Annotated in this window: 17 protein-coding genes; 13 read left to right on the forward strand and 4 right to left on the reverse strand. The window is 44.9% G+C overall.

Annotation, left to right across the window (positions count from 1 at the left end):
• Window positions 1–4: 4 nt before the first annotated feature.
• Genes ACMXYX_RS07870 through ACMXYX_RS07880 form a run of 3 tightly spaced genes read left to right on the forward strand, consistent with a single transcriptional unit; the run spans window position 5 to window position 2609 of the window.
• A complete protein-coding gene (locus ACMXYX_RS07870) occupies window positions 5–484 on the forward strand; it encodes a L,D-transpeptidase family protein (protein ID WP_415906778.1) in 480 nt (159 codons plus the stop codon).
• 5 nt (window positions 485–489) lie between these two features.
• Entirely contained in the window at window positions 490–1497 is a 1008-nt protein-coding gene (gene nagZ / locus ACMXYX_RS07875) for a beta-N-acetylhexosaminidase (RefSeq protein WP_415906779.1), read from the forward strand.
• Window positions 1494–2609 (forward strand): mechanosensitive ion channel family protein, encoded by a 1116-nt coding sequence (locus tag ACMXYX_RS07880; RefSeq protein WP_415906780.1) that lies wholly within the window; start codon window positions 1494–1496, stop codon window positions 2607–2609. The genes nagZ and ACMXYX_RS07880 overlap by 4 nt, the downstream gene beginning before the upstream one ends.
• A gap of 62 nt (window positions 2610–2671) precedes the next feature.
• On the opposite strand, the gene ACMXYX_RS07885 is transcribed toward ACMXYX_RS07880, so the two are convergent.
• Window positions 2672–3409 carry a CsiV family protein gene (locus ACMXYX_RS07885; protein ID WP_415906781.1) on the reverse strand — a complete coding sequence of 246 codons (738 nt, stop codon included), beginning with the start codon at window positions 3407–3409 and terminating at the stop codon, window positions 2672–2674.
• Window positions 3406–6858 carry a transcription-repair coupling factor gene (gene mfd / locus ACMXYX_RS07890; RefSeq protein ID WP_415906782.1) on the reverse strand — a complete coding sequence of 1151 codons (3453 nt, stop codon included), beginning with the start codon at window positions 6856–6858 and terminating at the stop codon, window positions 3406–3408. The genes ACMXYX_RS07885 and mfd overlap by 4 nt, the downstream gene beginning before the upstream one ends.
• A 275-nt stretch (window positions 6859–7133) precedes the next feature.
• Between mfd and ACMXYX_RS07895 the strand changes: the two genes are divergently transcribed.
• The 10 genes from ACMXYX_RS07895 to sthA all read left to right on the forward strand — a co-directional run bounded on the left by ACMXYX_RS07895 (window position 7134) and on the right by sthA (window position 17514).
• Entirely contained in the window at window positions 7134–8567 is a 1434-nt protein-coding gene (locus ACMXYX_RS07895) for a glyceraldehyde-3-phosphate dehydrogenase (protein ID WP_415906783.1), read from the forward strand.
• A gap of 316 nt (window positions 8568–8883) precedes the next feature.
• On the forward strand, window positions 8884–10224 hold the full coding sequence (locus ACMXYX_RS07900; protein WP_415906784.1) for a Na(+)-translocating NADH-quinone reductase subunit A: 1341 nt from the start codon (window positions 8884–8886) through the stop codon (window positions 10222–10224).
• Between the two features lie 2 nt (window positions 10225–10226).
• On the forward strand, window positions 10227–11438 hold the full coding sequence (locus tag ACMXYX_RS07905) for an NADH:ubiquinone reductase (Na(+)-transporting) subunit B (protein ID WP_415906785.1): 1212 nt from the start codon (window positions 10227–10229) through the stop codon (window positions 11436–11438).
• Window positions 11425–12201, forward strand: coding sequence for a Na(+)-translocating NADH-quinone reductase subunit C (locus tag ACMXYX_RS07910; RefSeq protein WP_415884508.1), 777 nt, complete (start codon window positions 11425–11427; stop codon window positions 12199–12201). The genes ACMXYX_RS07905 and ACMXYX_RS07910 overlap by 14 nt, the downstream gene beginning before the upstream one ends.
• A 3-nt stretch (window positions 12202–12204) precedes the next feature.
• Window positions 12205–12864: an NADH:ubiquinone reductase (Na(+)-transporting) subunit D gene (locus ACMXYX_RS07915; protein ID WP_415884509.1), complete on the forward strand. Its 660-nt coding sequence runs from the start codon at window positions 12205–12207 to the stop codon at window positions 12862–12864.
• A complete protein-coding gene (nqrE, locus tag ACMXYX_RS07920) occupies window positions 12864–13472 on the forward strand; it encodes an NADH:ubiquinone reductase (Na(+)-transporting) subunit E (protein WP_415884510.1) in 609 nt (202 codons plus the stop codon). Before ACMXYX_RS07915 ends, nqrE begins: the two co-directional genes overlap by 1 nt.
• Before the next feature lie 33 nt (window positions 13473–13505).
• Window positions 13506–14732, forward strand: a complete 1227-nt coding sequence (gene nqrF / locus ACMXYX_RS07925) for an NADH:ubiquinone reductase (Na(+)-transporting) subunit F (protein WP_415884511.1) — start codon at window positions 13506–13508, stop codon at window positions 14730–14732.
• A gap of 7 nt (window positions 14733–14739) precedes the next feature.
• Window positions 14740–15774, forward strand: coding sequence for an FAD:protein FMN transferase (locus tag ACMXYX_RS07930; protein WP_415906786.1), 1035 nt, complete (start codon window positions 14740–14742; stop codon window positions 15772–15774).
• 9 nt (window positions 15775–15783) lie between these two features.
• Complete coding sequence (gene nqrM, locus ACMXYX_RS07935; protein ID WP_415884513.1) at window positions 15784–16023, forward strand: (Na+)-NQR maturation NqrM; 240 nt, start codon at window positions 15784–15786, stop codon at window positions 16021–16023.
• 87 nt (window positions 16024–16110) lie between these two features.
• On the forward strand, window positions 16111–17514 hold the full coding sequence (gene sthA / locus ACMXYX_RS07940) for a Si-specific NAD(P)(+) transhydrogenase (RefSeq protein WP_415903742.1): 1404 nt from the start codon (window positions 16111–16113) through the stop codon (window positions 17512–17514).
• Between the two features lie 42 nt (window positions 17515–17556).
• Here the strand turns inward: sthA and ACMXYX_RS07945 are convergent, their stop codons facing one another.
• Both ACMXYX_RS07945 and ACMXYX_RS07950 read right to left on the reverse strand, forming a co-directional pair.
• Entirely contained in the window at window positions 17557–18093 is a 537-nt protein-coding gene (locus ACMXYX_RS07945) for a hypothetical protein (RefSeq protein ID WP_415906787.1), read from the reverse strand.
• Between the two features lie 269 nt (window positions 18094–18362).
• Entirely contained in the window at window positions 18363–20591 is a 2229-nt protein-coding gene (locus tag ACMXYX_RS07950; protein WP_415906788.1) for an NADP-dependent isocitrate dehydrogenase, read from the reverse strand.
• Between the last annotated feature and the right edge of the window lie 339 nt (window positions 20592–20930).

Below are 20930 nucleotides of genomic sequence, written 5' to 3' on the forward strand. Positions count from 1 at the left end.
TCCTATGCTCTGCATTAGGGTCTCTATCGCTCGTCAAACATTGGAACTGTCGAGCGGAAAAAAACTGCTGCAGAGCTATTCCATTTCTACTGCGCTCAATGGTCCTGGCGAACAAAAGAATAGTGGTTGTACGCCAAGAGGCCGTCACTACATTCGTGCCATGATTGGCTCGGACGCTCCAGAAAACGCTGTTTTTATTGGTCGACGCCAAACAGGCGAAATCTATTCGCAAGAGTTGGCTTCGGCTTATCCTAATCGGGATTGGATTCTTACACGTATCATGTGGCTATCCGGTCTAGAAATCGGTCGTAACCGCTTAGGTCAAGTTGATACCATGCAGCGCTATGTCTATATCCACGGTACCCCAGATACTGAGCCGATGGGTGTGGCTAAATCTCATGGATGTATTCGGATGAGGAACAGCGATTTGATTCACCTGTTCTCAAAAGTATCAGCCGGTACATCTGTTTTAATTGAAGAATAATCTCTATGTCTGAAGTTACCCTGTTTCTGGACCTTGAAGGTACGGAATTAACCGCTGAAGAGAAGGACCTTCTAAAACATCCTTTCATCGGTGGCGTTATTTTATTTTCCCGTAATACAGAAAATGCAGAGCAAGTTGCGACGCTCGTGGCTTCTATGCGAGCTCTTCGTGAAGAGCTTGTGATTAGTGTCGACCAAGAGGGTGGTCGAGTTCAGCGGTTGAAGAAGGGGGTTACGGTGCTGCCTCCGGTGAAAGCTATTTCGAAGCAATTCTCTGTGGCATCTGAAGGTGTTATTGCCGCAACAGAGCTTGGCTACCTGATGGCGGCAGAGTTGCGTCAGCTTGATGTCGATTTAAGTTTTGCGCCGGTTTTAGATGTTGATTATGGGCGTAATACGGTAATCGGCAATCGTGCGTTTGGTGAAGACTATGAAACAGTGACTGATCTCTCTGCTGCATATATAGAGGGTATGCACTCAGCAGGTATGTCGGCTACTGGTAAGCATTTTCCTGGTCATGGCTGGGCAGATGCAGATACCCACCATGCTGATGCTATAGACGGCCGATCTTTTGATGAGTTATGGAAGACCGATATGCTGCCGTTTAGGCAGGCAGTTGATAACAAACTCGAAGCGATGATGTTTGCTCATGTGCTTTATCCTGAGTGTGATTCTTCTCCAGCAGGTTTTTCCTCTTTCTGGTTGGACGAGACCTTGAGAAAGAAAATGGGCTTCGGTGGAATTATCTTTAGTGACGACCTGAGTATGAAAGCAGCTCATAGTGCAGGTAGCTATGCGGAGCGTGCTGATAAGGCGATAGCTTCGGGTTGTCAGGCGTTGCTGTGTTGTAATGAACGCCAAGGTACATTGGATATCCTTAAGTACTTGGAAGCGTCGGATTTTAAACCTCTGCATGAGATATCTTCTCTTAGAGGTAAAGAGTGGAATAGGGATGAGGAGCGTTTAGATGCTGCTCGCGTACTTGCAAATGATTTGCTGGATGTAGCTTTATGATCGATATGTTAAATCAGTTATTAACTGAACATTTTCCTGACTATAGTGATTCTGCATGGATTATCTTATCCGTAGCAGTGTGTGTTATTGCTGTTGTTGCTGATCTTGTTGCGCGCTCAACAATCAGTCAGTTAATGAAGCAAGCTGAAAAAACTAAAATCCTTTGGGATGATGTTTTTCTAAATTCATTCAGCCGGCCAGCACTCTTTTTAATCTGGTTGGCGGCAGGCTATTGGTTAATTCAGCTATTCGAGCAGAACTTTGCCATTGAAGTGCTGGGTGAGGATAACCCGTTACCTAAGCTGGTTCCTGTCATTCTCTTAGCCTGGTCGTGCTTGCGCTTCCTGAAGCGTTTGGAGCAGGTTCTGGTAATGCCAGACCGTATGAAAAAGCCTATGGATCCAACTACGGTTGGGGCCTTAGGCAGGCTTCTACGCTTAATTGTCTCCATTATCATTGTTCTGATCATTATGCAGAGCTATGGCTACAGTATCTCAGGTATTCTGGCGTTTGGTGGTATCGGTGGTATAGCGGTTGGTTTTGCTGCGAAGGATCTCCTGGCTAACTTCTTTGGTGGCTTGATGATCTATCTAGACCGTCCGTTTAAAGTGGGTGACTGGATTCGATCTCCTGATCAGCAGATCGAAGGCACCGTAGAAGATATAGGTTGGCGTCAGACTCGAATTCGTACATTTGATAAGCGTCCCTTGTACGTACCTAACTCTACGTTTACTAATATCTCGGTGGAAAACCCATCGCGTATGACTAATCGTCGTATATATGAATATATTGGCGTTCGTTACGATGATTCTGCTCAGGTGCTAGAAGTAATTAAAGCCGTCAAAGCGATGCTGCGTATGCATCCCGAAATCGATCAGCAGCAAACATTGATTGTTAACTTGGATCGTTTTGGTCCATCTTCACTAGATTTTTTTATTTATACCTTCACAAAGACAACTGATTGGATTCGTTTCCACGAGATTAAGCAGGATGTCATGATGCAGATTATGCAGATTGTTGAAGAGAAGGGTGCTGAATTTGCTTTCCCAACTACGACTGTTCACCTGAGTGGTGAGTTGCCTGAGTTGGTTAAAGAATCAGAAGGGAATTGATACTCTCTTATTGATAAAAAAAACCGGCTTTTTAGCCGGTTTTTTTATGCGTGAAAAGCGAGTTAAAGAGGTTTGATTTCAACCAAGATGCCCATCAGAGGGTGGTCGATATAATGCAGCTCTTTTGATTTCATGCGTCTTGCTTGGTTCTGGTGTGCAGTCAAGACTTCTGGAATCATCGGGAAGGCAGAAGCCGTTTCGGCTATTACTTGTGTGGCTTGAGTTGTTTGCGCTGCTTCAGGCGTTGTTTCGCTATCGCCTTGCATAGTCAGCATGGCTTCGGTCTGAGTTTCTTCTGCAGTCACCGTAGGTGTATTGTTACTAGGCGCAACCAGCTGACTGATATATAGGTCTGGGCGGAAATGTAAGTAGCGACCACGACCAACAGCAATATGGCCTTCAAGCTCTTGCATGCCGTTATCTAAAACACGGCCTGCACTGATTTTGATAGGGCGGGGGTTCTGTGTGCGTGATACAGGTTGCATCCAAGCTTCATGAAAAAGAACACGGTAGTCGCCGCTATTATTTAGGCGGTTTTTAACGCTTTTTAGACTATGGCGACTGCTTGGTAGGCTCTGGTATGCGGTTGTGTTTTCACCGGCCCCAGGTCTGCCTTTTAGGGCAACGGCGCGATCACGAAATGGAATTTCGTTAATCTCTGGCCAGAATTCCTCATGGATTGCCATCGGATCACTGTTGGCAAAAATAATAACCTCAACTTTATACCAGCTGTTAGCAAATGCGCTGCTGCTGAAAATAAGTATTAAGGGTAGGAATATCGCTTTTAGCATTATCTTCATGATGTTTTAACTGCCAGATCACTCATAAGGCGTTCTACCGCTTTAAAGCGTTCTTCGGTTTTCTCCATATCTAAACTGAATCGCAGTTTGTCTGCGCCCTCAAGTTTATATTTTTGTGGCTGATTTTGAACCATTTTTACTAAAGTTAACGGATCTACTTTCGCATCAGTTGCAAATTCGATTCTACCAATCTCGCTGCCAGCATCAATTTTAACAATATTCATGGCTTCAGCGCGTAGTTTTAACTCAGTTAGTCTGAAGAGATTCTTAACCTGATCGGGTAGAAGGCCAAAGCGATCAATCATCTCGATTTGAAGCTCTTTTAATTCAGTAGCTGAGTTAGCATTAGCGATGCGCTTATACAGAATTAATCGGCTGTGTACATCTGGTAGGTATTCATCTGGGATCAGAGCCGATAGATGCAAGTTAACATCGACACCTTGCTTGATCGGTTGATCCATATTAGGTGTTTTGCCTTCTTTGATGGATTCGACGGCTTGTTCTAGCATCTCCATAAATAGTGAGAAGCCAACCGTTTGCATCTGGCCGCTTTGCTCTTCACCTAGTAGCTCACCCGCGCCTCGAATCTCGAGATCGTGCGTAGCAAGGGTAAAGCCTGCACCAAGATCGTCTGCGGATTCGATCGCTTCAAGACGTTTAATCGCATCTTTGGTCATCGCTTTCTTATGCGGCGTCAAAAGATAGGCATAAGCTTGGTGATGGGAACGTCCTACACGACCACGTAGCTGGTGCAGCTGGGCTAGACCAAATTTATCGGCGCGATCGATAATTATGGTGTTAGCGTTCGGTACATCAATGCCAGTTTCGATAATGGTCGTACAAAGCAGGATGTTATAGCGCTTATGGTAGAAGTCAGACATAACTTGTTCGAGTTCACGTTCACGCATTTGGCCGTGACCGATACCGATGCGAGCTTCTGGAACCAGTTCTTGTAACTCTTCTGCTGTTTTCTCGATGCTCTTAACTTCGTTGTGCAGGTAATAGACCTGACCACCACGAAGTAGCTCACGCAGAATAGCTTCTTTAACTAGCGTGGTGTCGCTATAGCGAACAAAGGTTTTAACGGAAAGTCGTTTCGCTGGTGGTGTCGCAATGATCGAAAGGTCGCGAATGCCAGACATCGCCATATTTAGCGTACGGGGAATCGGTGTTGCAGTAAGTGTCAGGATGTCGACTTCAGAGCGAAGCGATTTTAGGCGCTCTTTCTGCTGAACGCCGAAGCGGTGTTCTTCATCAATAATCACTAGGCCTAGATCTTTGAAATTGATGTCACCAGATAGAAGTTTATGAGTACCAACAACGATATCGACGCTACCGGCCTCTAGCTTATCTAGGATGGTGCTTTGCTGCTTACCCGTTCTAAAACGTGAGATAAGCTCGACATTTACCGGCCAGTCAGCAAAGCGGTCTTGGAAGTTTTGGTAGTGCTGTTGTGCGAGTAGGGTGGTAGGTACGAGAATAACGACTTGTTTACCGCTCTGTACTGCCATGAATGCTGCGCGCATAGCAACTTCGGTCTTACCAAAGCCTACGTCGCCACATACCAAGCGATCCATAGGCTGAACTGCAGTCATATCACGAATTACGTTGCCAATGGCTGCGGCTTGATCTGGTGTTTCTTCAAATGGGAAGGTTGCGGCGAATTGTAAGTACTGCTCATCAGGGTCGCTAAACTGGAATCCAATACGCGAGGCACGTCGAGCATAGATATCAAGTAGTTCGGCTGCTGCGTCACGCGCCTTTTCAGCTGCTTTACGTTTAGCTTTCGTCCATTGCTCGGTGCCAAGTCGATGCAGTGGTGCGTGTTCGTCACCAGCGCCGGTGTAACGACTGATCAAGTGAAGCGCAGATACTGGTACGTACAGCTTTGCTTCATCTGCGTATTCAAGTGTTAGGAATTCGTTGGTTTGGCCTTCGAGCTCGATAGTCTGTAGACCGAGATAGCGTCCTACACCGTGATCTAAATGGACGACAGGTGATCCTGAATTTAGCTCTGATAGGTTGCGAATAACCTGATCATTCTGTTCCTGTTCTTTGCTGCGTCTGCGACGCTGGAATACTTGGTGGCCAAATAGTTGCGTCTCAGTGATGATGTGTAGTTGGCCTGAGATGGAGAGGCCTTGCTCCAGTGGGTATTCCGTAATCGCTAGATCATAATCAGACTCACAGAATACTTGCCAGTTATCTACTTGGTTAGGTTTAACATTAATACGTGCGAGCAGTTCTAATAGTGCTTCCCGTCGACCTGCTGATTCGGCGCAAAATAAAACGGCGCCATCGCGCTCCGCTAAAAAACCTTGTAACGCTGTTAGTGGTTCTTTTAGTTGCGAGTTTACAGGTAGGGACGGTGGTTCTGTACAAGGAAGATTGCTGCGACCTTCCTTCTCTTCAATGGAGTCTTTAGATAGGCTAATGCGTCCATATTGCTTTAATGCAGAGAACAGTTCGCTAGTGGAGATGAACAGTTCATTAGGAGACAGTACTGGGTTAGTAATGTCATGGCGGCGCTGTTCATACCGTTCATTAACTTCTTGTGCGAATAGTTCTGCAGTTGCTTCAAGCTCGCTATCAACAATGATCTGCGTTTGTTGTGGAAGTGAAGCGAACAGAGAGCTGCATTCTTCAAAGAATAGGGGTAGATAATACTCAATACCCGGTGATGTCATCCCGTCAGAGATATTGGTATAGACAGGGCATTGTCTGTAATCGACATCAAATCTTTCACGCCAGCGAGATTTAAAACCGCTAATAGCACGTGCGTCGAACGGAAACTCTTTCGCAGGCAGTAAGTTGATCGCATCAATCTGCTCAATTGATCTTTGGGTTTCTGGATCAAATGTTCTAAGAGTTTCAATCTCATCATCGAATAACTCTATTCGATAAGGGTAGGGGCTACCTGTTGGAAATAGATCGATGATTGATCCACGGAAGGCGAATTCGCCATGTTCCATAACGGCGTCGACTGCGTGATAGCCAGCATCAATGAGTTGTTTGCGCAAATGTTCAGGATTGATGGTTTGTTCTAGTTTTAGATCAAAACAGTTAGCGGCAATAAAATCAGCGGGTGCTGTTCTATGCATTAACGTACTTAAAGGTACGATCAATATGCCTTTACTTAGATTGGGTAGCCTGTTGAGCGTAGAGATACGTTCAGAAATGATGTCCTGATGCGGAGAGAACGTATCGTAGGGCAGTGTTTCCCAATCTGGGAAAGAAAGAATTTCAAGTGAGCTGCTATCACTGGAGAAGAAACTTACTTCATCGTGTAACCGGTTCGCTGTGTTTGTATCGTTGGTTATGACTAAAGTGAAGCCATCAAACTGCTTTGCTGCATCTGTTATTAATAAGCCGGTACCTGCACCATAGGCTTGTCCGATCTGCTTCTTATCGCCGGGGCCTGTGGGTAGAGAGTAGTTCAGTTGCAGCACAGAGTTGCTCCTTTAATATGCGCTAACCAATAGTAAGGCGGGTAGTTTAACCGTTGTAGTTGTAATTGGTAGTTTTGAGCTGGGGTAAATGACTAAATATAAGTCTTATTCAGTAGGATAAAATATATGGTTCCAAAGTCTATCGTGCTGCATTTGCTCAAAAGGGTGGAAAAGAGGATAATGCGCGCACCAAATTTTTAGGGTCCGACTAATACTAGTAATTTTCCTGTGTTAGTAGGGTACCAACGAGTTGACAAAACTTTTTGGAGTTTCATGTGAGCCAAGATCAAGTTTTTACAGATTGGAAAGAACGCGAAGCCTTAGCTGAAGCTATGGTTCCACTAGTAGGTGGTCTATACCGTGACCAGAACATCGAATCTTCAGTATTCGGTCGTCTGATCATCAAACGTTCTGTTATCGACATCCTAAAAGCACACCGTTTCGTGCGTCAGGTTGAAGAGCAGGAACTAACAGTAGTAGATACTTTTCCAGTTCTGGAAGCTGTTAAAAATCTGAATGTACGCAATGCGCACATCGATGCAGGTAAGCTAGCAGTTAAATATCGCACAGAAGGCAACGGCCAGGATCTAGAAACATTCCTGAAAGCTGAGCTTGCTGATGCAATTGGCACGGAAGAGCGTGAACCAACTGATGTAGTTCTTTACGGTTTCGGTCGTATCGGTCGTCTACTAGCTCGTCTTCTTATTGAGCGTACTGGTGGTGGTCAAGCGCTTCGTCTACGTGCAATCGTTGTACGCAAAGGTGCTGCTGCACGTGATCTAGAAAAACGTGCTAGCTTGCTACGTCGTGACTCTGTTCACGGTTCTTTCAAGGGTACTATCACGGTTGACGAAGAGAACAACACAATCACTGCTAACGGTAACGTTATTCAGGTGATCTTCGCTAACTCTCCAGACGAAATTGATTACACTGCTTACGGCATCAATAACGCAATGGTTATTGATAACACGGGTAAGTGGCGTGATAAAGAAGGTCTATCTCTGCACCTTCAATCTAAAGGCGCTTCTCGTGCAGTTCTTACTGCGCCAGGTAAAGGTGTTAAGAACATCGTAATGGGTGTTAACGACGGTGATATCTCTCCGGAAGATACTATCCTGTCTGCTGCGTCTTGTACTACAAACGCAATCACGCCTGTACTAAAAGCGGTATACGACAAGTACGGTATCGAGAATGGTCACGTTGAGACTGTTCACGCTTACACTAACGACCAGAACCTAATCGACAACTACCACAAAGGTGATCGTCGTGGTCGTGCTGCTGGTCTGAATATGGTTATCACTGAAACAGGCGCTGCTAAAGCTGTATCTAAAGCACTTCCTGCAATGGAAGGTAAGCTGACTGGTAACGCTATCCGTGTTCCAACGCCAAATGTTTCTATGGCTATCCTTAACCTGAACCTAGAAAGCGAAACTGAGAAAGAAGAGCTAAATGCTTATCTTCGTGATGCTGCGCTACACGGTTCTATGCAGAAGCAGATCGACTACAGCAACTCTCCAGAAGCGGTTTCAACTGACTTTGTTGGTTCTCGTGCTGCAGGTGTTGTTGATGCGTTGGCTACAATCGCTGGTGGTAAGCGTTGCGTACTTTACGTTTGGTACGATAACGAATTCGGTTACAGCTGCCAGGTTATCCGCATGATGCAGAAAATGGCTCAGTGCACTTTGCCAGCTTTCCCTAAAGAAGCTTAAGTGTAGCGAGTTGATTAAAAAGCCACCTATAAGGTGGCTTTTTATTTGCCTTATGTATGATATTTCTATTGGTTATAAGTATATAACTACAAATTCCACCGCTAAAAGGCAAGATAATCGGCTGGAACGCGCTGATATTGCAGGGTCTTTGTAGAAAAATGACACGCCGCTCAGGTATACTTAGCCAGATTTTTGGGTGGGGTAATTCCATTTTCGTAATAACTACAAGATATCGACTACGTTCGGGGACAGGCCGTGTCGGAATCAAAATCGATTTTGGAATCCTGAAAGAATTTAACGTAATTGGGTGAGGCGTATGATCAAGATCAACAAAGGTCTGGATCTACCGATCACGGGCGCTCCTGAGCAATCTATTACAGATGGCCCAGCAGTAGACTCCGTTGCCGTAGTCGGCTTTGACTATGTAGGTATGAAACCTACCATGGCCGTCAAGGTAGGTGATCGAGTAAAACTCGGTCAAGTGATCTTTTCCGATAAGAAAACAGAAGGCGTTAATTACACAGCACCAGGTGCGGGTGTAGTTAAGGCAATTAACCGTGGTGAGCGTCGTGCACTTCAATCAGTAGTGATTGAATTGGACGGTGATGAAGCGGTTGAATTTAACAAATATAGTGCCAATGAGCTGGCTGGATTGACGCGCGAACAAGTGCAAGACAATCTAGTGAATTCAGGTTTGTGGACTGCGCTTCGCACACGTCCATTTAGCCGTGTACCTCAGCCAGGTACTTCTCCAAACTCTATTTTTGTTACAGCAATGGATACCAATCCATTAGCAGGTGACCCAGCTGTCATCATTGCTGAACAAAAAGAAGCATTCTCCCAGGGCCTTACTATCCTGACTAAGCTGTCTGAAACGACTGTTTATCTATGTAAAGCGCCGGGTGCTGATATTCCATCTGCTGATGGTGTGACAGTAGAAGAGTTTGAGGGTGGTCACCCTGCAGGTAATGCTGGTACGCATATACACTTCCTTGATCCTGTATCTCAGGAGAAAACAGTTTGGACAATCGGTTATCAGGATGTGATTGCAGTTGGTAAATTATTTGCCGAAGGTAAGCTTTTCACTGATCGTGTTGTTGCTGTTAGTGGTCCTCGTGCGGCAAAGCCAGGTCTGTTGCGAACTCGTTTGGGTGCGAGCTTCGAACAGCTTCTTGCTGGTGCGCAGAAAGAAGATCATAACCGTATTATCAGTGGTTCTGTTTGGAATGGTCGTACAGCTACTGAAGGCGCGTTTGCTTACCTTGGTCGTTACGCAAACCAGATCACTATCCTTGAAGAAGGCGATAAGCGTGAATTTATGGGCTGGGTAGTTCCTGGTACTAATAAGTTCTCTGTGCTTAATGTATTCGCTTCCTTCCTGAATCGTTCTAAGAAGTTTGACTTTACAACGACTACGAACGGTTCTGAGCGAGCTATGGTTCCGGTTGGTCAGTTCGAACAGCTAATGCCAATGGATATTCTTCCTACGCAATTGCTGCGTGCGCTAGTAACAGGTGACATTGTTCATGCAATGGAACTAGGTTGCCTAGAGCTGGACGAAGAAGACCTCGCGCTGTGCACATTTGCCTGCCCAGGTAAATATGAGTACGGCCCAATCCTTCGCGACAATTTGACGCGTATCGAGAAAGAGGCCTGATCATGAGCTTGAGAAATATTCTTGATAAAATGGAGCCGCACTTCCATAAGGGCGGTAAGTATGAAAATTGGTATGCGCTTTACGAAGCTGCAGATACTATTTTCTACACTCCGGGTTATGTAACTAAAACAGCAGCTCACGTACGCGACGCAGTCGACCTGAAGCGTATGATGATCTTGGTGTGGATGTGTACATTCCCAGCAATTTTCTTCGGTATGTACAACGTTGGTTTGCAGGCAAATACTGCAATGGAAACGATGGGCATCACCGAGCCAACATCTTGGCAAGCAGCACTAGCTGGCGCTATTTCGGGTTTTAGCCCTGATAGTGTGTGGGACAACATCATTCTTGGTGCTGCCTACTGGCTACCAATCTACATCGTTACCTTTGTAGTAGGTGGTTTCTGGGAAGTGTTGTTTGCAATGAAACGTGGCCACGAAGTAAACGAAGGTTTCTTCGTAACTTCTGTTCTTTTTGCTTTGATTCTTCCTCCAAGCATTCCGCTATGGCAGGTTGCTCTAGGTATCAGTTTTGGTGTTGTAATTGGTAAAGAAGTATTCGGTGGTACCGGTAAAAACTTCCTTAACCCTGCGCTAACTGGTCGTGCATTCCTGTTCTTTGCTTACCCAGCGCAGATGTCTGGTGACGCAATCTGGACTGCAGTTGATGGCTTCTCTGGTGCGACAGCGCTTAGCCTTGCTGCTTCTGGCGGTGTTGATGCAATTCTTGCGCAGAACATCACTTGGTTCGATGCATTTATCGGTACAATCCAAGGTTCTGTAGGTGAAGTATCTACTCTTGCGATTGCAGCGGGTGGTCTAGTACTGCTTATTGCTAAAGTTGCTGCATGGCGCATCGTTGCTGGTGTCTTCTTGGGCATGGTTGCTACTTCTACGCTATTTAACCTGATCGGCTCTGAAACAAATCCTATGTTTGGTCTGCCATTCTACTGGCACCTAGTATTGGGTGGTTTTGCCTTTGGTATGTTCTTCATGGCGACAGACCCTGTGTCTGCATCTATGACAAACAAAGGTAAGTGGTACTTCGGTGCTTTGGTTGGTGTAATGGTTGTATTGATCCGTGTGGTTAACCCAGCATTCCCAGAAGGTATGATGCTGGCGATCCTATTTGCGAACTTGTTCGCACCGTTGATCGACAACTTTGTTGTTCAGGCAAACATCAAACGGAGGTTGGCGCGCAATGTCAGCAAGTAATGACACTATCGGTAAGACTATTACCGTTACAGTTCTTTTATGTGTTGTCTGCTCGGTAATCGTATCTGCGGCTGCTGTACTGCTTAAACCTAAGCAGGTAGCAAACAAGGATCAAGACCGTAAGAGCAACATTCTTACTGCAGCTGGTATCTCTGATGCTAATAAATCAGTAGACGAGTTGTTTGCTCAGATCACTACTAAGTACGTTGATCTAGAGACCGGCAAATTCACTACAGATGTTCCAGCTAAATACGACGCTAAGAAAGCAGCTAAAGACCCTCAATTGGGTAAAGTGCTGACTAAAGATGTAGATATCGCTTCTATCAAGTATCAGGCTAAGGTTATGCCTGTATACCTAGTAGAAAAAGATGGTCAGATTGAGAAATTGATCTTGCCGGTACACGGCTACGGTCTGTGGTCTACACTTTACGGATTCTTGGCGCTAGAAGGTGACTTGAATACAGTTGTTGGTTTTGGTTTCTACTCTCACGCTGAGACTCCTGGTCTAGGTGGTGAAGTTGATAACCCGAACTGGAAAGCGCTATGGCCAGGTAAAGAAATTTACCCTGCAGGTTCTATGGAACCAGCGATTGGCTTAATCAAGGGCACTGTAGATTCGTCTAACCCAAAAGCTAAGCATCAGATTGATGGCCTAGCAGGTGCGACGTTGACTGCAAACGGTGTTACGAACCTAGTTCAATTCTGGATGGGTTCAAACGGTTATGCACCGTTCTTGGCTAACCTGAAAGCAGGGGGGGCGTAAGCGATGTCACAAGCTAAAGAAGTACTGAGTACTCCAGTATTTAAGAACAACCCAATCGGTCTTCAGATCCTTGGTGTATGTTCTGCGTTGGCGGTTACCTCTAACTTAAATACTGCTCTAGTAATGACTATGGCAGTAATTGCGGTAACAGCATTCTCGAACTTGTTTGTATCGATTATCCGTAATCATATTCCAAGCAGTGTTCGAATCATCTGTCAGATGACTATCATCGCGTCATTGGTAATCGTTGTTGACCAGATTCTTAAAGCTTTTGCTTACGATGTATCTAAGCAGCTTTCTGTATTCGTAGGTCTGATCATTACTAACTGTATCGTAATGGGTCGTGCTGAAGCCTTCGCTATGAAGAACCCTCCAGGTATCTCCTTCATGGATGGTATCGGTAACGGTCTAGGTTACGGTGTGGTTCTAATCTTCGTAGGTTTCCTACGTGAGCTATTCGGCGCAGGTAAACTGTTTGGCTACGAAGTTCTGCCTCTAGTAAACGATGGCGGCTGGTACTTGGCGAACGGTATGATGCTGTTGCCACCAAGTGCATTCTTCATCATTGGTATGTTCATCTGGTTGACTCGTACTTTCTACAAAGATCAAGTAGAAGCTCCAGAGTTTGAGCTAGCTAAAAATACTAAGAAGGAGGCTGTGTAATGGAACAGTTAATCAGCCTTGCCGTTAAGGCGATTTTCGTTGAAAACATGGCGCTAGCATTCTTCCTAGGGATGTGTACTTTCTTGGCGATTTCCAAGAAGGTTCAAACGTCTCTAGGTTTGGGTATTGCTGTAGTCGTTGTGTTGGCAATCACAACACCTGTAAACAACCTAATCTTTAACTTGCTTCTTCGTGAAGGTGCGCTTGCATGGGCAGGTTACCCTGAAGTTGATTTGAGCTTCCTTGGTTACATCTCTTACATTGGTGTAATCGCGGCTATGGTACAGATCCTTGAGATGTTCTTGGATAAATACGTACCAGCTCTATATAACTCTCTAGGTGTATTCCTACCTTTGATCACAGTTAACTGTGCAATCATGGGTGCGGCACTGTTCATGGTAGAGCGTGACTACACGTTCGGTGAGTCAGTGGTTTACGGTGTAAGTGCAGGTATCGGTTGGGCGCTAGCTATTACAGCGCTTGCGGGTATCCGTGAAAAACTTAAATACAGCGACGTACCAGAAGGTCTACGTGGTCTGGGCATTACCTTCATCACTGTTGGTTTGATGTCTCTAGGCTTCATGTCTTTCTCTGGTGTATCTCTTTAATGCCAACATGGTCGACAAAGGAAGGATTAGCCAATGAATGCTGAAATCGTTCTAGGTGTTGTCATGTTTACTGCAGTAGTGCTTGCACTAGTAGCAGTAATTTTGGCAGCTCGCTCTAAACTAGTAAGTTCTGGTGACGTTACGATTAACATCAATAACGATCCAGAAAAATCAATCACAGTACCTGCTGGCGGTAAACTGCTACAGACGCTTGCTGATTCGGGTATCTTCATCCCGTCTGCTTGTGGTGGCGGTGGTACTTGCGCACAGTGTAAATGTGAAGTTCACGCGGGTGGTGGTTCTATGCTACCAACTGAAGAATCTCACTTTACAATGCGTGAAGCCAAAGAAGGCTGGCGTCTATCTTGTCAGGTAGCTGTTAAGCAGGACATGGACATCGAACTTGAAGAAGAGATCTTCGGTGTTCAGAAGTGGGAATGTACTGTTGAATCTAACCCTAACGTTGCTACGTTCATCAAAGAGCTGACTCTGCGTCTGCCTGAAGGTGAGAATGTAGACTTCCGTGCAGGTGGTTATGTTCAGCTTGAATGCCCACCTCACGTTGTTAACTACAAAGACTTTGTGATCCAGGAAGAGTATCGTGGTGATTGGGATCAGTTCAATATGTGGCAGTATGTGTCTACTGTAACTGAGCCAACTATCCGTGCTTACTCGATGGCGAACTACCCAGAAGAGCGTGGTGTTGTTAAATTTAACATCCGTATCGCGTCTCCACCACCGGGTACTGATCACCCACCGGGTATCATGTCTTCTTACGTATTCAACCTTGTTGAAGGTGATAAGATCACTGTGTACGGACCATTTGGTGAATTCTTCGCGACTGATAACGACAGCGAAATGGTATTCATCGGTGGTGGTGCTGGTATGGCGCCAATGCGTTCACACATCTTTGACCAGCTTAAGCGTTTGAACTCTACTCGTAAGATCTCGTTCTGGTACGGCGCACGTTCTTTGCGTGAATCGTTCTACAACGAAGAGTACGACATGCTTCAGGATGAGAATGATAACTTTAAGTGGCACTTAGCGTTGTCTGACCCTCAGCCAGAAGATAACTGGGATGGTATGACTGGCTTCATCCATAACGTATTGTATGAAAACTATCTAAAGGACCATGAAGCGCCTGAAGATTGTGAGTACTACATGTGTGGACCGCCAATGATGAACTCCGCTGTAATCCAGATGCTTCTAGATCTGGGTGTAGAGCGTGAGAATATCTTCCTTGATGACTTCGGTGGTTAAGTAAGATATGTTTGTCAAAAGACAAGCCTACAAATGGCCGGCAGCTCAGCTGCTGGCCATTTTGTTTTTATTGGCTTTGTTATCGGCCTGTAAGGAAAAGCCTCCTGAGGTTAAATCTCATCAAGGTTTAACAATGGGGACGACTTATACGGTCAAGTGGATTCCTATTCAGAATCAACCTGCTATCAATCCAGCGGTTTTCAATCAGGCTTTGCTGGAAATAAATCAAGCAATGTCGACCTACATTGATGATTCCGAACTTTCTCTTATCAATAAGCTTCCTGCGGGAAGTTCTGTTGAGCTTTCTAATGATCTAGCCTTCCTTTTGTCCGAATCCATCGATATAAGTGCTCTTTCTTCAGGTGCGTTTGATGTAACTGTTGGGCCACTTGTGAATTTGTGGGGCTTTGGGCCGGATGGGCGTATAATTAAGGCGCCATCCCAGCTTGAGATTCGGCAGGTTCAGCAAGAGATCGGTTATAACTATTTGGAACTTAATGGCAAAATGCTAACCAAAGAGAAGGCTAGTTATATTGATCTATCGGCGATTGCTAAAGGATACGGTGTAGATGTGCTTGCGACTTTACTAGAGGAGCAGGGCGTTGAAAGCTATCTTGTTGAAATTGGTGGCGAGTTGCGCGCTAAAGGGTTGAAGCCTGATGGTAGTGAGTGGAAGATTGCTATCGAGTCTCCAACAGCGGGATTTGATCGCTCGGTGCAACGAATTATCGCAGTGAAAGATGTAGGTATAGCTACGTCGGGAGATTACCGAAACTATTTTGAAGAGAATGGTGTTCGTTTTTCTCATACAATAGATCCGTCGACTGGTAGTCCGATTACGCATAGATTAGCATCTGTTACTGTGCTGATGCCGAGTTGCGCCGAGGCTGATGCCTATGCCACAGCGATGATGGTTATGGGCGAAGAGAGGGCGCAAGCCTTTGCACTTGAGAACGGTGTCGAAGCATTTTTTATCATTAAAGCTGAGAGTGGATTCGTTGAGAAAATGACTCCTGGTTTTAAACAATATCTGGTTCAATAGGTTTTAATTATGAGCACAATTATCTTATCTTTTGTCATCTTGTTATGTGTCATAGTCGCCATGTCTGTTGGCGTGATTTTGGGTCGAAAGCCTATTAGTGGTTCTTGTGGTGGTTTGGCGAATGTCGGTATTGAAGGTAAATGCAGTATCTGCGGCGATGACCCTCAAAAATGTGAAGAAGAGCAAGATAGACAAGCTAAAGAAGAAGCATCTGCAGATCTAAGTTACGAAGTTAAATCTAAAGAATAATTGAGAGCTACGTAACTAAGAGTAAGCTGTTCTTAATAAAAAGAGCAGCTGAAACAATAAGATATAATTATAAGATAGGGGTAAATGATGGCGGTATATGACTATGATGTCATTGTGATAGGTTCCGGTCCTGCTGGTGAAGGTGCAGCAATGAACGCCGCGAAAAAAGGGCGTCGAGTAGCTGTTATCGAAGAGCAGGAGGCCGTAGGTGGTAACTGTACGCATAAAGGTACAATTCCATCTAAAGCGCTTCGCCACTCTGTAAAGCAGATCATAGAATTTAACACTAACCCTATGTTCCGTGATATCGGTGAGCCACGTTGGTTCTCCTTTCCTAAGGTTTTAAAGCGAGCAGAGAAAGTTATGTCCAGCCAGGTTATGCTGCGTACAAACTTCTATGCGCGTAACCGTATTGATGTTTTCTTCGGTGTAGCTGAATTTGAAGACAAAAATACAATTATTGTACGTGGTACCTCTAAGGGTGATGAGACGCTTCGTGCTAAGAACGTTGTAATTGCAACAGGTTCGCGTCCTTATACGCCAGCTGATATCGACTTTAACCATCCTCGTATCTACAACTCTGATACGGTTCTCAAGCTAAGTCACACACCTCGTACATTGATCATCTATGGTGCTGGCGTTATCGGTTCTGAGTACGCTTCGATTTTCAGTGGCTTGGGCGTAAAAGTTGATTTAGTTGATAGTCAGAGTCGTTTGCTGTCTTTCTTGGATGCTGAGATCTCTGATTCTTTGAGCTATCACCTTCGTAACAACGCTGTGAAGATTCGCCATAATGAAACTTATGAAAGTGTAGTTGCTGATGAGCGTGGTGTTACGCTTACGCTTCAGTCTGGTAAGAAGATTCGCGCAGATGCTTTCCTATGGTGTAATGGTCGTAGCGGTAACACTGAGACGCTTAAGTTAGAAAACATCGGCCTAGAGGCTAATAGTCGTGGTCAGCTAGAAGTTGATGATCATTACCGCACATCTTGTGAAGGTATCTATGCTGCGGGTGACGTCGTAGGGTGGCCAAGCCTTGCTTCTGCTGCGCTTGATCAGGGGCGTGCTGCAGCTGCAGATATGCTATCTGCTGAAGACTTCCGTTATATTAATGAAGTACCTACTGGTATCTACACAATTCCAGAAATTAGCTCTGTAGGTAAAACTGAAGAAGAGCTAACAAAAGAATGTGTGCCTTATGAAGTGGGTCAGGCTTTCTTTAAAGACACTGCGCGTGCGCAGATCTATGGTCAGCCAGTTGGTATGCTTAAGATTCTATTTAATCGCGATACCTTAGAGATTCTGGGTATCCATTGCTTTGGTGAGCATGCCTCGGAGATCGTTCATATCGGTCAGGCTATTATGGCTCAGGAAGGCGAAGCCAATACGCTTAAGTACTTCATCAATACTACGTTTAACTATCCAACAATGGCTGAGGCTTATAGAGTTGCGGCTATTGCGGGCTTAAACCGTATTGCGAACCTTTCATAAGAATTTTATGTTAGTTAAAAAAGCACGCTTTTGCGTGCTTTTTTATTGTCTGCAGTAGCGTACGGCCTTATTGAACTGTTCTAAAAATAAGGGTTGTGAAATTAGAAAATCTTTCGCGAAATAAACGCCAAGAGGTTTGTTTCGATTTAGTGCAGATCTAACTTTTTCTTTATACCCAAATTCATCGATCAAGCTATTCATTACCTGATCGTTTGCTAGGATTGCATCAACTCGACCACTAAGAAGAAAGGAGAGCAGCTTTTGATTATCTTGTGGTGGGTTGTTTATGGTTTGAAAATCATTTTGTAAAAGCCACCTTTGCATATTAGCCCCTAAGAAGCTGGTAACTACGCCTCTCTGCTTAAAGTTGTCTGCAGATGGATCAAGTGGGTTGTTTTTCAGTAAATACCAAGTCCACTTCTGTTCGGCAATAATTTCTGACATAACCGCGTATCTATCGCGATCAAGGTTGTGCGATGCGGCAAAAAAACCTTCAGCCGTATTGTGTCGCACCATGCTCTGAGCGCGTTTCCAGGGTGTAATGATTATTTCTAAGGAATGGTCGGGTATTTGTGTCATCGCGCATTTGACTACTTCTACAGCTGTGCCAGTTATTATTTCGTCTTGTATGTAACTATAAGGTGGGAGCTGATGTGTAGTCAGTCTAATGTTATCTGCTATAGCTATCTCAGGCGCTATAAAGAGGTATGCTAATGAGCATAGTTTGAATAGGTTTCTCATTGGGCAAGCGAACTACTTTTAGCTCTTTACCTATGAGTATAGTAAAGACTGTTGTAGATAATAAAAAACCCGGCTTTAAGCCGGGTTTTTCGTTAGCGGATCGCTAATTATTTAGTTGCTGCTGCAAGTGCTGCATTTAGTGTAGTACTTGGACGCATAACCTTTTTAACCAATTCGCGCTTAGCGTGGTAGTAACCGTCAAGTTCAGCTGGAGAGCCTTGGCACTCAGCAAGCTCAGAGATAATCTGATCTTCTTGGCTTGTTAGAGTTTCAGCAAGCTCTTTAAAGTCTGCTGCAAGTTCTGGATCTTCAGTTTGAGCAGCTACTTCTTGAGCCCAGAACATACCTAGATAGAAGTGACTGCCACGGTTATCTAGCTCGCCAGTCTTACGAGAAGGGGATTTGTTCTCTTCTAGTAGTCGGCCAGTAGCTGCATCTAGTGTTTTAGAAAGTACGGCAGCGCGTTTGTTGCCCTGCTTGATGCCTAGGTCTTCAAGAGAAACGGCTAGTGCTAGGAATTCACCTAGGGAATCCCAACGAAGGTGGTTCTCTTCTTCAACCTGTTGTACGTGCTTAGGAGCAGAACCGCCTGCGCCAGTTTCGTACATGCCGCCACCTTTAAGCATTGGTACAATCGATAGCATTTTCGCAGAAGTGCCAAGCTCAATGATTGGGAATAGGTCAGTTAGGTAGTCACGCAGTACGTTACCAGTAACAGAGATCGTGTCTTTGCCACGAACCATGCGATCCATAGTGAAACGAATTGCTTGGCTGTAAGACTTAACGTAAATTTCTAGACCGTCAGTGTCGTGATCTTTCAGGTATTCGTTAACTTTCTTAGTTAGTTCAAGATCGTGCGCACGTTCTTGATCTAGCCAGAAGATAGCAGGAGTATCGGACTGACGAGCGCGAGTAACAGCTAGTTTAACCCAGTCACGGATTGGCTCATCTTTAGTTTGGCATGCACGCCAGATGTCGCCTTTCTCAACTTCGTGTTCCATAAGAACAGTGCCGTCCGCAGCTACTACACGCATTGTGCCTGCTTCAGTTTCGAAAGTTTTGTCGTGAGAACCGTATTCTTCTGCTTTCTTAGCCATCAAGCCAACGTTTGGCACTGTACCAATTTTAGTTGGGTCGAAAGCGCCGTTTGTTTTACAGAAGTTGATCATGTCTTGGTAGATGCGTGCGTAAGTACGCTCTGGCATTACTGCTTTTGTATCTTTCGGACGACCATCAGGGCCCCACATTTTGCCGCCATTACGAATCATTGCTGGCATAGACGCGTCAACAATTACGTCTGAAGGAACATGTAGGTTAGTGATGCCTTTTACAGAATCAACCATCGCCATTTCTGGACGATGCTCGTGGCAAGCGTGGATCGCTTCTTCAATCTCTTCACGTTTAGAGCGTGGTAGGTCAGCGATCTTATCGTATACGCTACCAATACCATTATTTGGGTTTACGCCAAGTTCTTCGAAGAAGTCGCCGTACTCATCGAATAGCTCTTTGTAGAATACAGTTACAGCGTGACCGAAAACGATAGGGTGGGAAACCTTCATCATCGTAGCTTTAACGTGTAGTGACCACATAACGCCAGTTTCTTGTGCGTCTTGTAGAGTCTCTTCGAAGAATTCACGTAGTGCTTTGCAGCTCATGCGCATGCTGTCGAAGATTTCACCTTTTTCTAGGCTAACTTCTTTCTTAACTTCAACGTTGCCAGCTGGATCTACGAATTCGATACGAACTGTGCCAGCTTCTTCCATTGTTAGGGATTGCTCGCTAGAGAAGAAGTCGCCTTCGCGCATGTAATCAGCGTGTGTGCGAGAAGCCTTGCTCCATTTACCCATTGAGTGTGGGAATTTTTTAGCGAAAGCTTTTACTGCGCCAGGTGCGCGACGGTCAGAGTTACCTTCACGAAGAACTGGGTTTACAGCAGAGCCAAGGATTTTTGAGTAGCGCTGCTGTGCATCTACATCTTCATCAGACTTTGGATCTTCTGGGTAATCAGGGATATCGTAGCCCTGGCCTTGAAGCTCAGTGATGCATGCTTTTAGCTGAGGGATTGAAGCGCTGATATTTGGAAGCTTGATGATGTTTGCTTCCGGATCTTGAGTTAGTTCGCCTAGAAACTTTAGGCCATCTTCAACACGCTGTTCTGCAGTAAGCTTCTCAGGGAAGGCGGATAGTACACGCCCAGCTAAAGAGATATCTGTGATTTTTACGTCGATGTCTGCTGCAGAAGTGAAAGCTCTTACGATTGGCAGAAGTGAACATGTCGCCAAGGATGGTGCTTCGTCGGTTAGGGTGTAATAGATGGTTTGTTTTTTTGTAGTCATTGTAATCCCCAAAGTTTTATGGCAGTGCGGCCAAGGGTTTAAATCAAGGTGGCTTGTGGCCGCCTTTCTCCACTATTTTTAAACCCGATGGTTGTAATTTAGTGACAGAATTATACTGAAATTAGACGCCGAGTCATACGTCTGGCCTATGTACTTATGGCTAATGTTGTTGTGTTTTTACAACTTTTTTTTATTTTTGCGCTTGTTGCAGTGCGAAAAAGCACTAACCCGTTAGTTTTTTTGTAGTTCGACTACTATTTATAGCTTACTTTTGTTGCAGTTTTTGTATTGAATGAGTCTGTGATACTTTAGGTTTAGTCGCGATATCAAAAGGAGATT

This window comes from Neptuniibacter sp. QD72_48, assembly GCF_047778065.1.
Classification (GTDB): Bacteria; Pseudomonadota; Gammaproteobacteria; order Pseudomonadales; family Balneatricaceae; genus Neptuniibacter.

Excerpts from the sequence above, each read along its gene's own strand:
- ACMXYX_RS07870 (WP_415906778.1), top strand. The coding sequence starts at position 5 with ATGCTCTGCATTAGGGTCTCTATCGCTCGTCAAACATTGGAACTGTCG.
- nagZ (WP_415906779.1), top strand. The coding sequence starts at position 490 with ATGTCTGAAGTTACCCTGTTTCTGGACCTTGAAGGTACGGAATTAACC.
- ACMXYX_RS07880 (WP_415906780.1), top strand. The coding sequence starts at position 1,494 with ATGATCGATATGTTAAATCAGTTATTAACTGAACATTTTCCTGACTAT.
- ACMXYX_RS07885 (WP_415906781.1), bottom strand. The coding sequence starts at position 3,409 with ATGAAGATAATGCTAAAAGCGATATTCCTACCCTTAATACTTATTTTC.
- ACMXYX_RS07900 (WP_415906784.1), top strand. The coding sequence starts at position 8,884 with ATGATCAAGATCAACAAAGGTCTGGATCTACCGATCACGGGCGCTCCT.
- ACMXYX_RS07905 (WP_415906785.1), top strand. The coding sequence starts at position 10,227 with ATGAGCTTGAGAAATATTCTTGATAAAATGGAGCCGCACTTCCATAAG.
- ACMXYX_RS07910 (WP_415884508.1), top strand. The coding sequence starts at position 11,425 with ATGTCAGCAAGTAATGACACTATCGGTAAGACTATTACCGTTACAGTT.
- ACMXYX_RS07915 (WP_415884509.1), top strand. The coding sequence starts at position 12,205 with ATGTCACAAGCTAAAGAAGTACTGAGTACTCCAGTATTTAAGAACAAC.
- nqrE (WP_415884510.1), top strand. The coding sequence starts at position 12,864 with ATGGAACAGTTAATCAGCCTTGCCGTTAAGGCGATTTTCGTTGAAAAC.
- nqrF (WP_415884511.1), top strand. The coding sequence starts at position 13,506 with ATGAATGCTGAAATCGTTCTAGGTGTTGTCATGTTTACTGCAGTAGTG.
- ACMXYX_RS07930 (WP_415906786.1), top strand. The coding sequence starts at position 14,740 with ATGTTTGTCAAAAGACAAGCCTACAAATGGCCGGCAGCTCAGCTGCTG.
- nqrM (WP_415884513.1), top strand. The coding sequence starts at position 15,784 with ATGAGCACAATTATCTTATCTTTTGTCATCTTGTTATGTGTCATAGTC.
- sthA (WP_415903742.1), top strand. The coding sequence starts at position 16,111 with ATGGCGGTATATGACTATGATGTCATTGTGATAGGTTCCGGTCCTGCT.
- ACMXYX_RS07945 (WP_415906787.1), bottom strand. The coding sequence starts at position 18,093 with ATGACACAAATACCCGACCATTCCTTAGAAATAATCATTACACCCTGG.
- ACMXYX_RS07950 (WP_415906788.1), bottom strand. The coding sequence starts at position 20,591 with ATGACTACAAAAAAACAAACCATCTATTACACCCTAACCGACGAAGCA.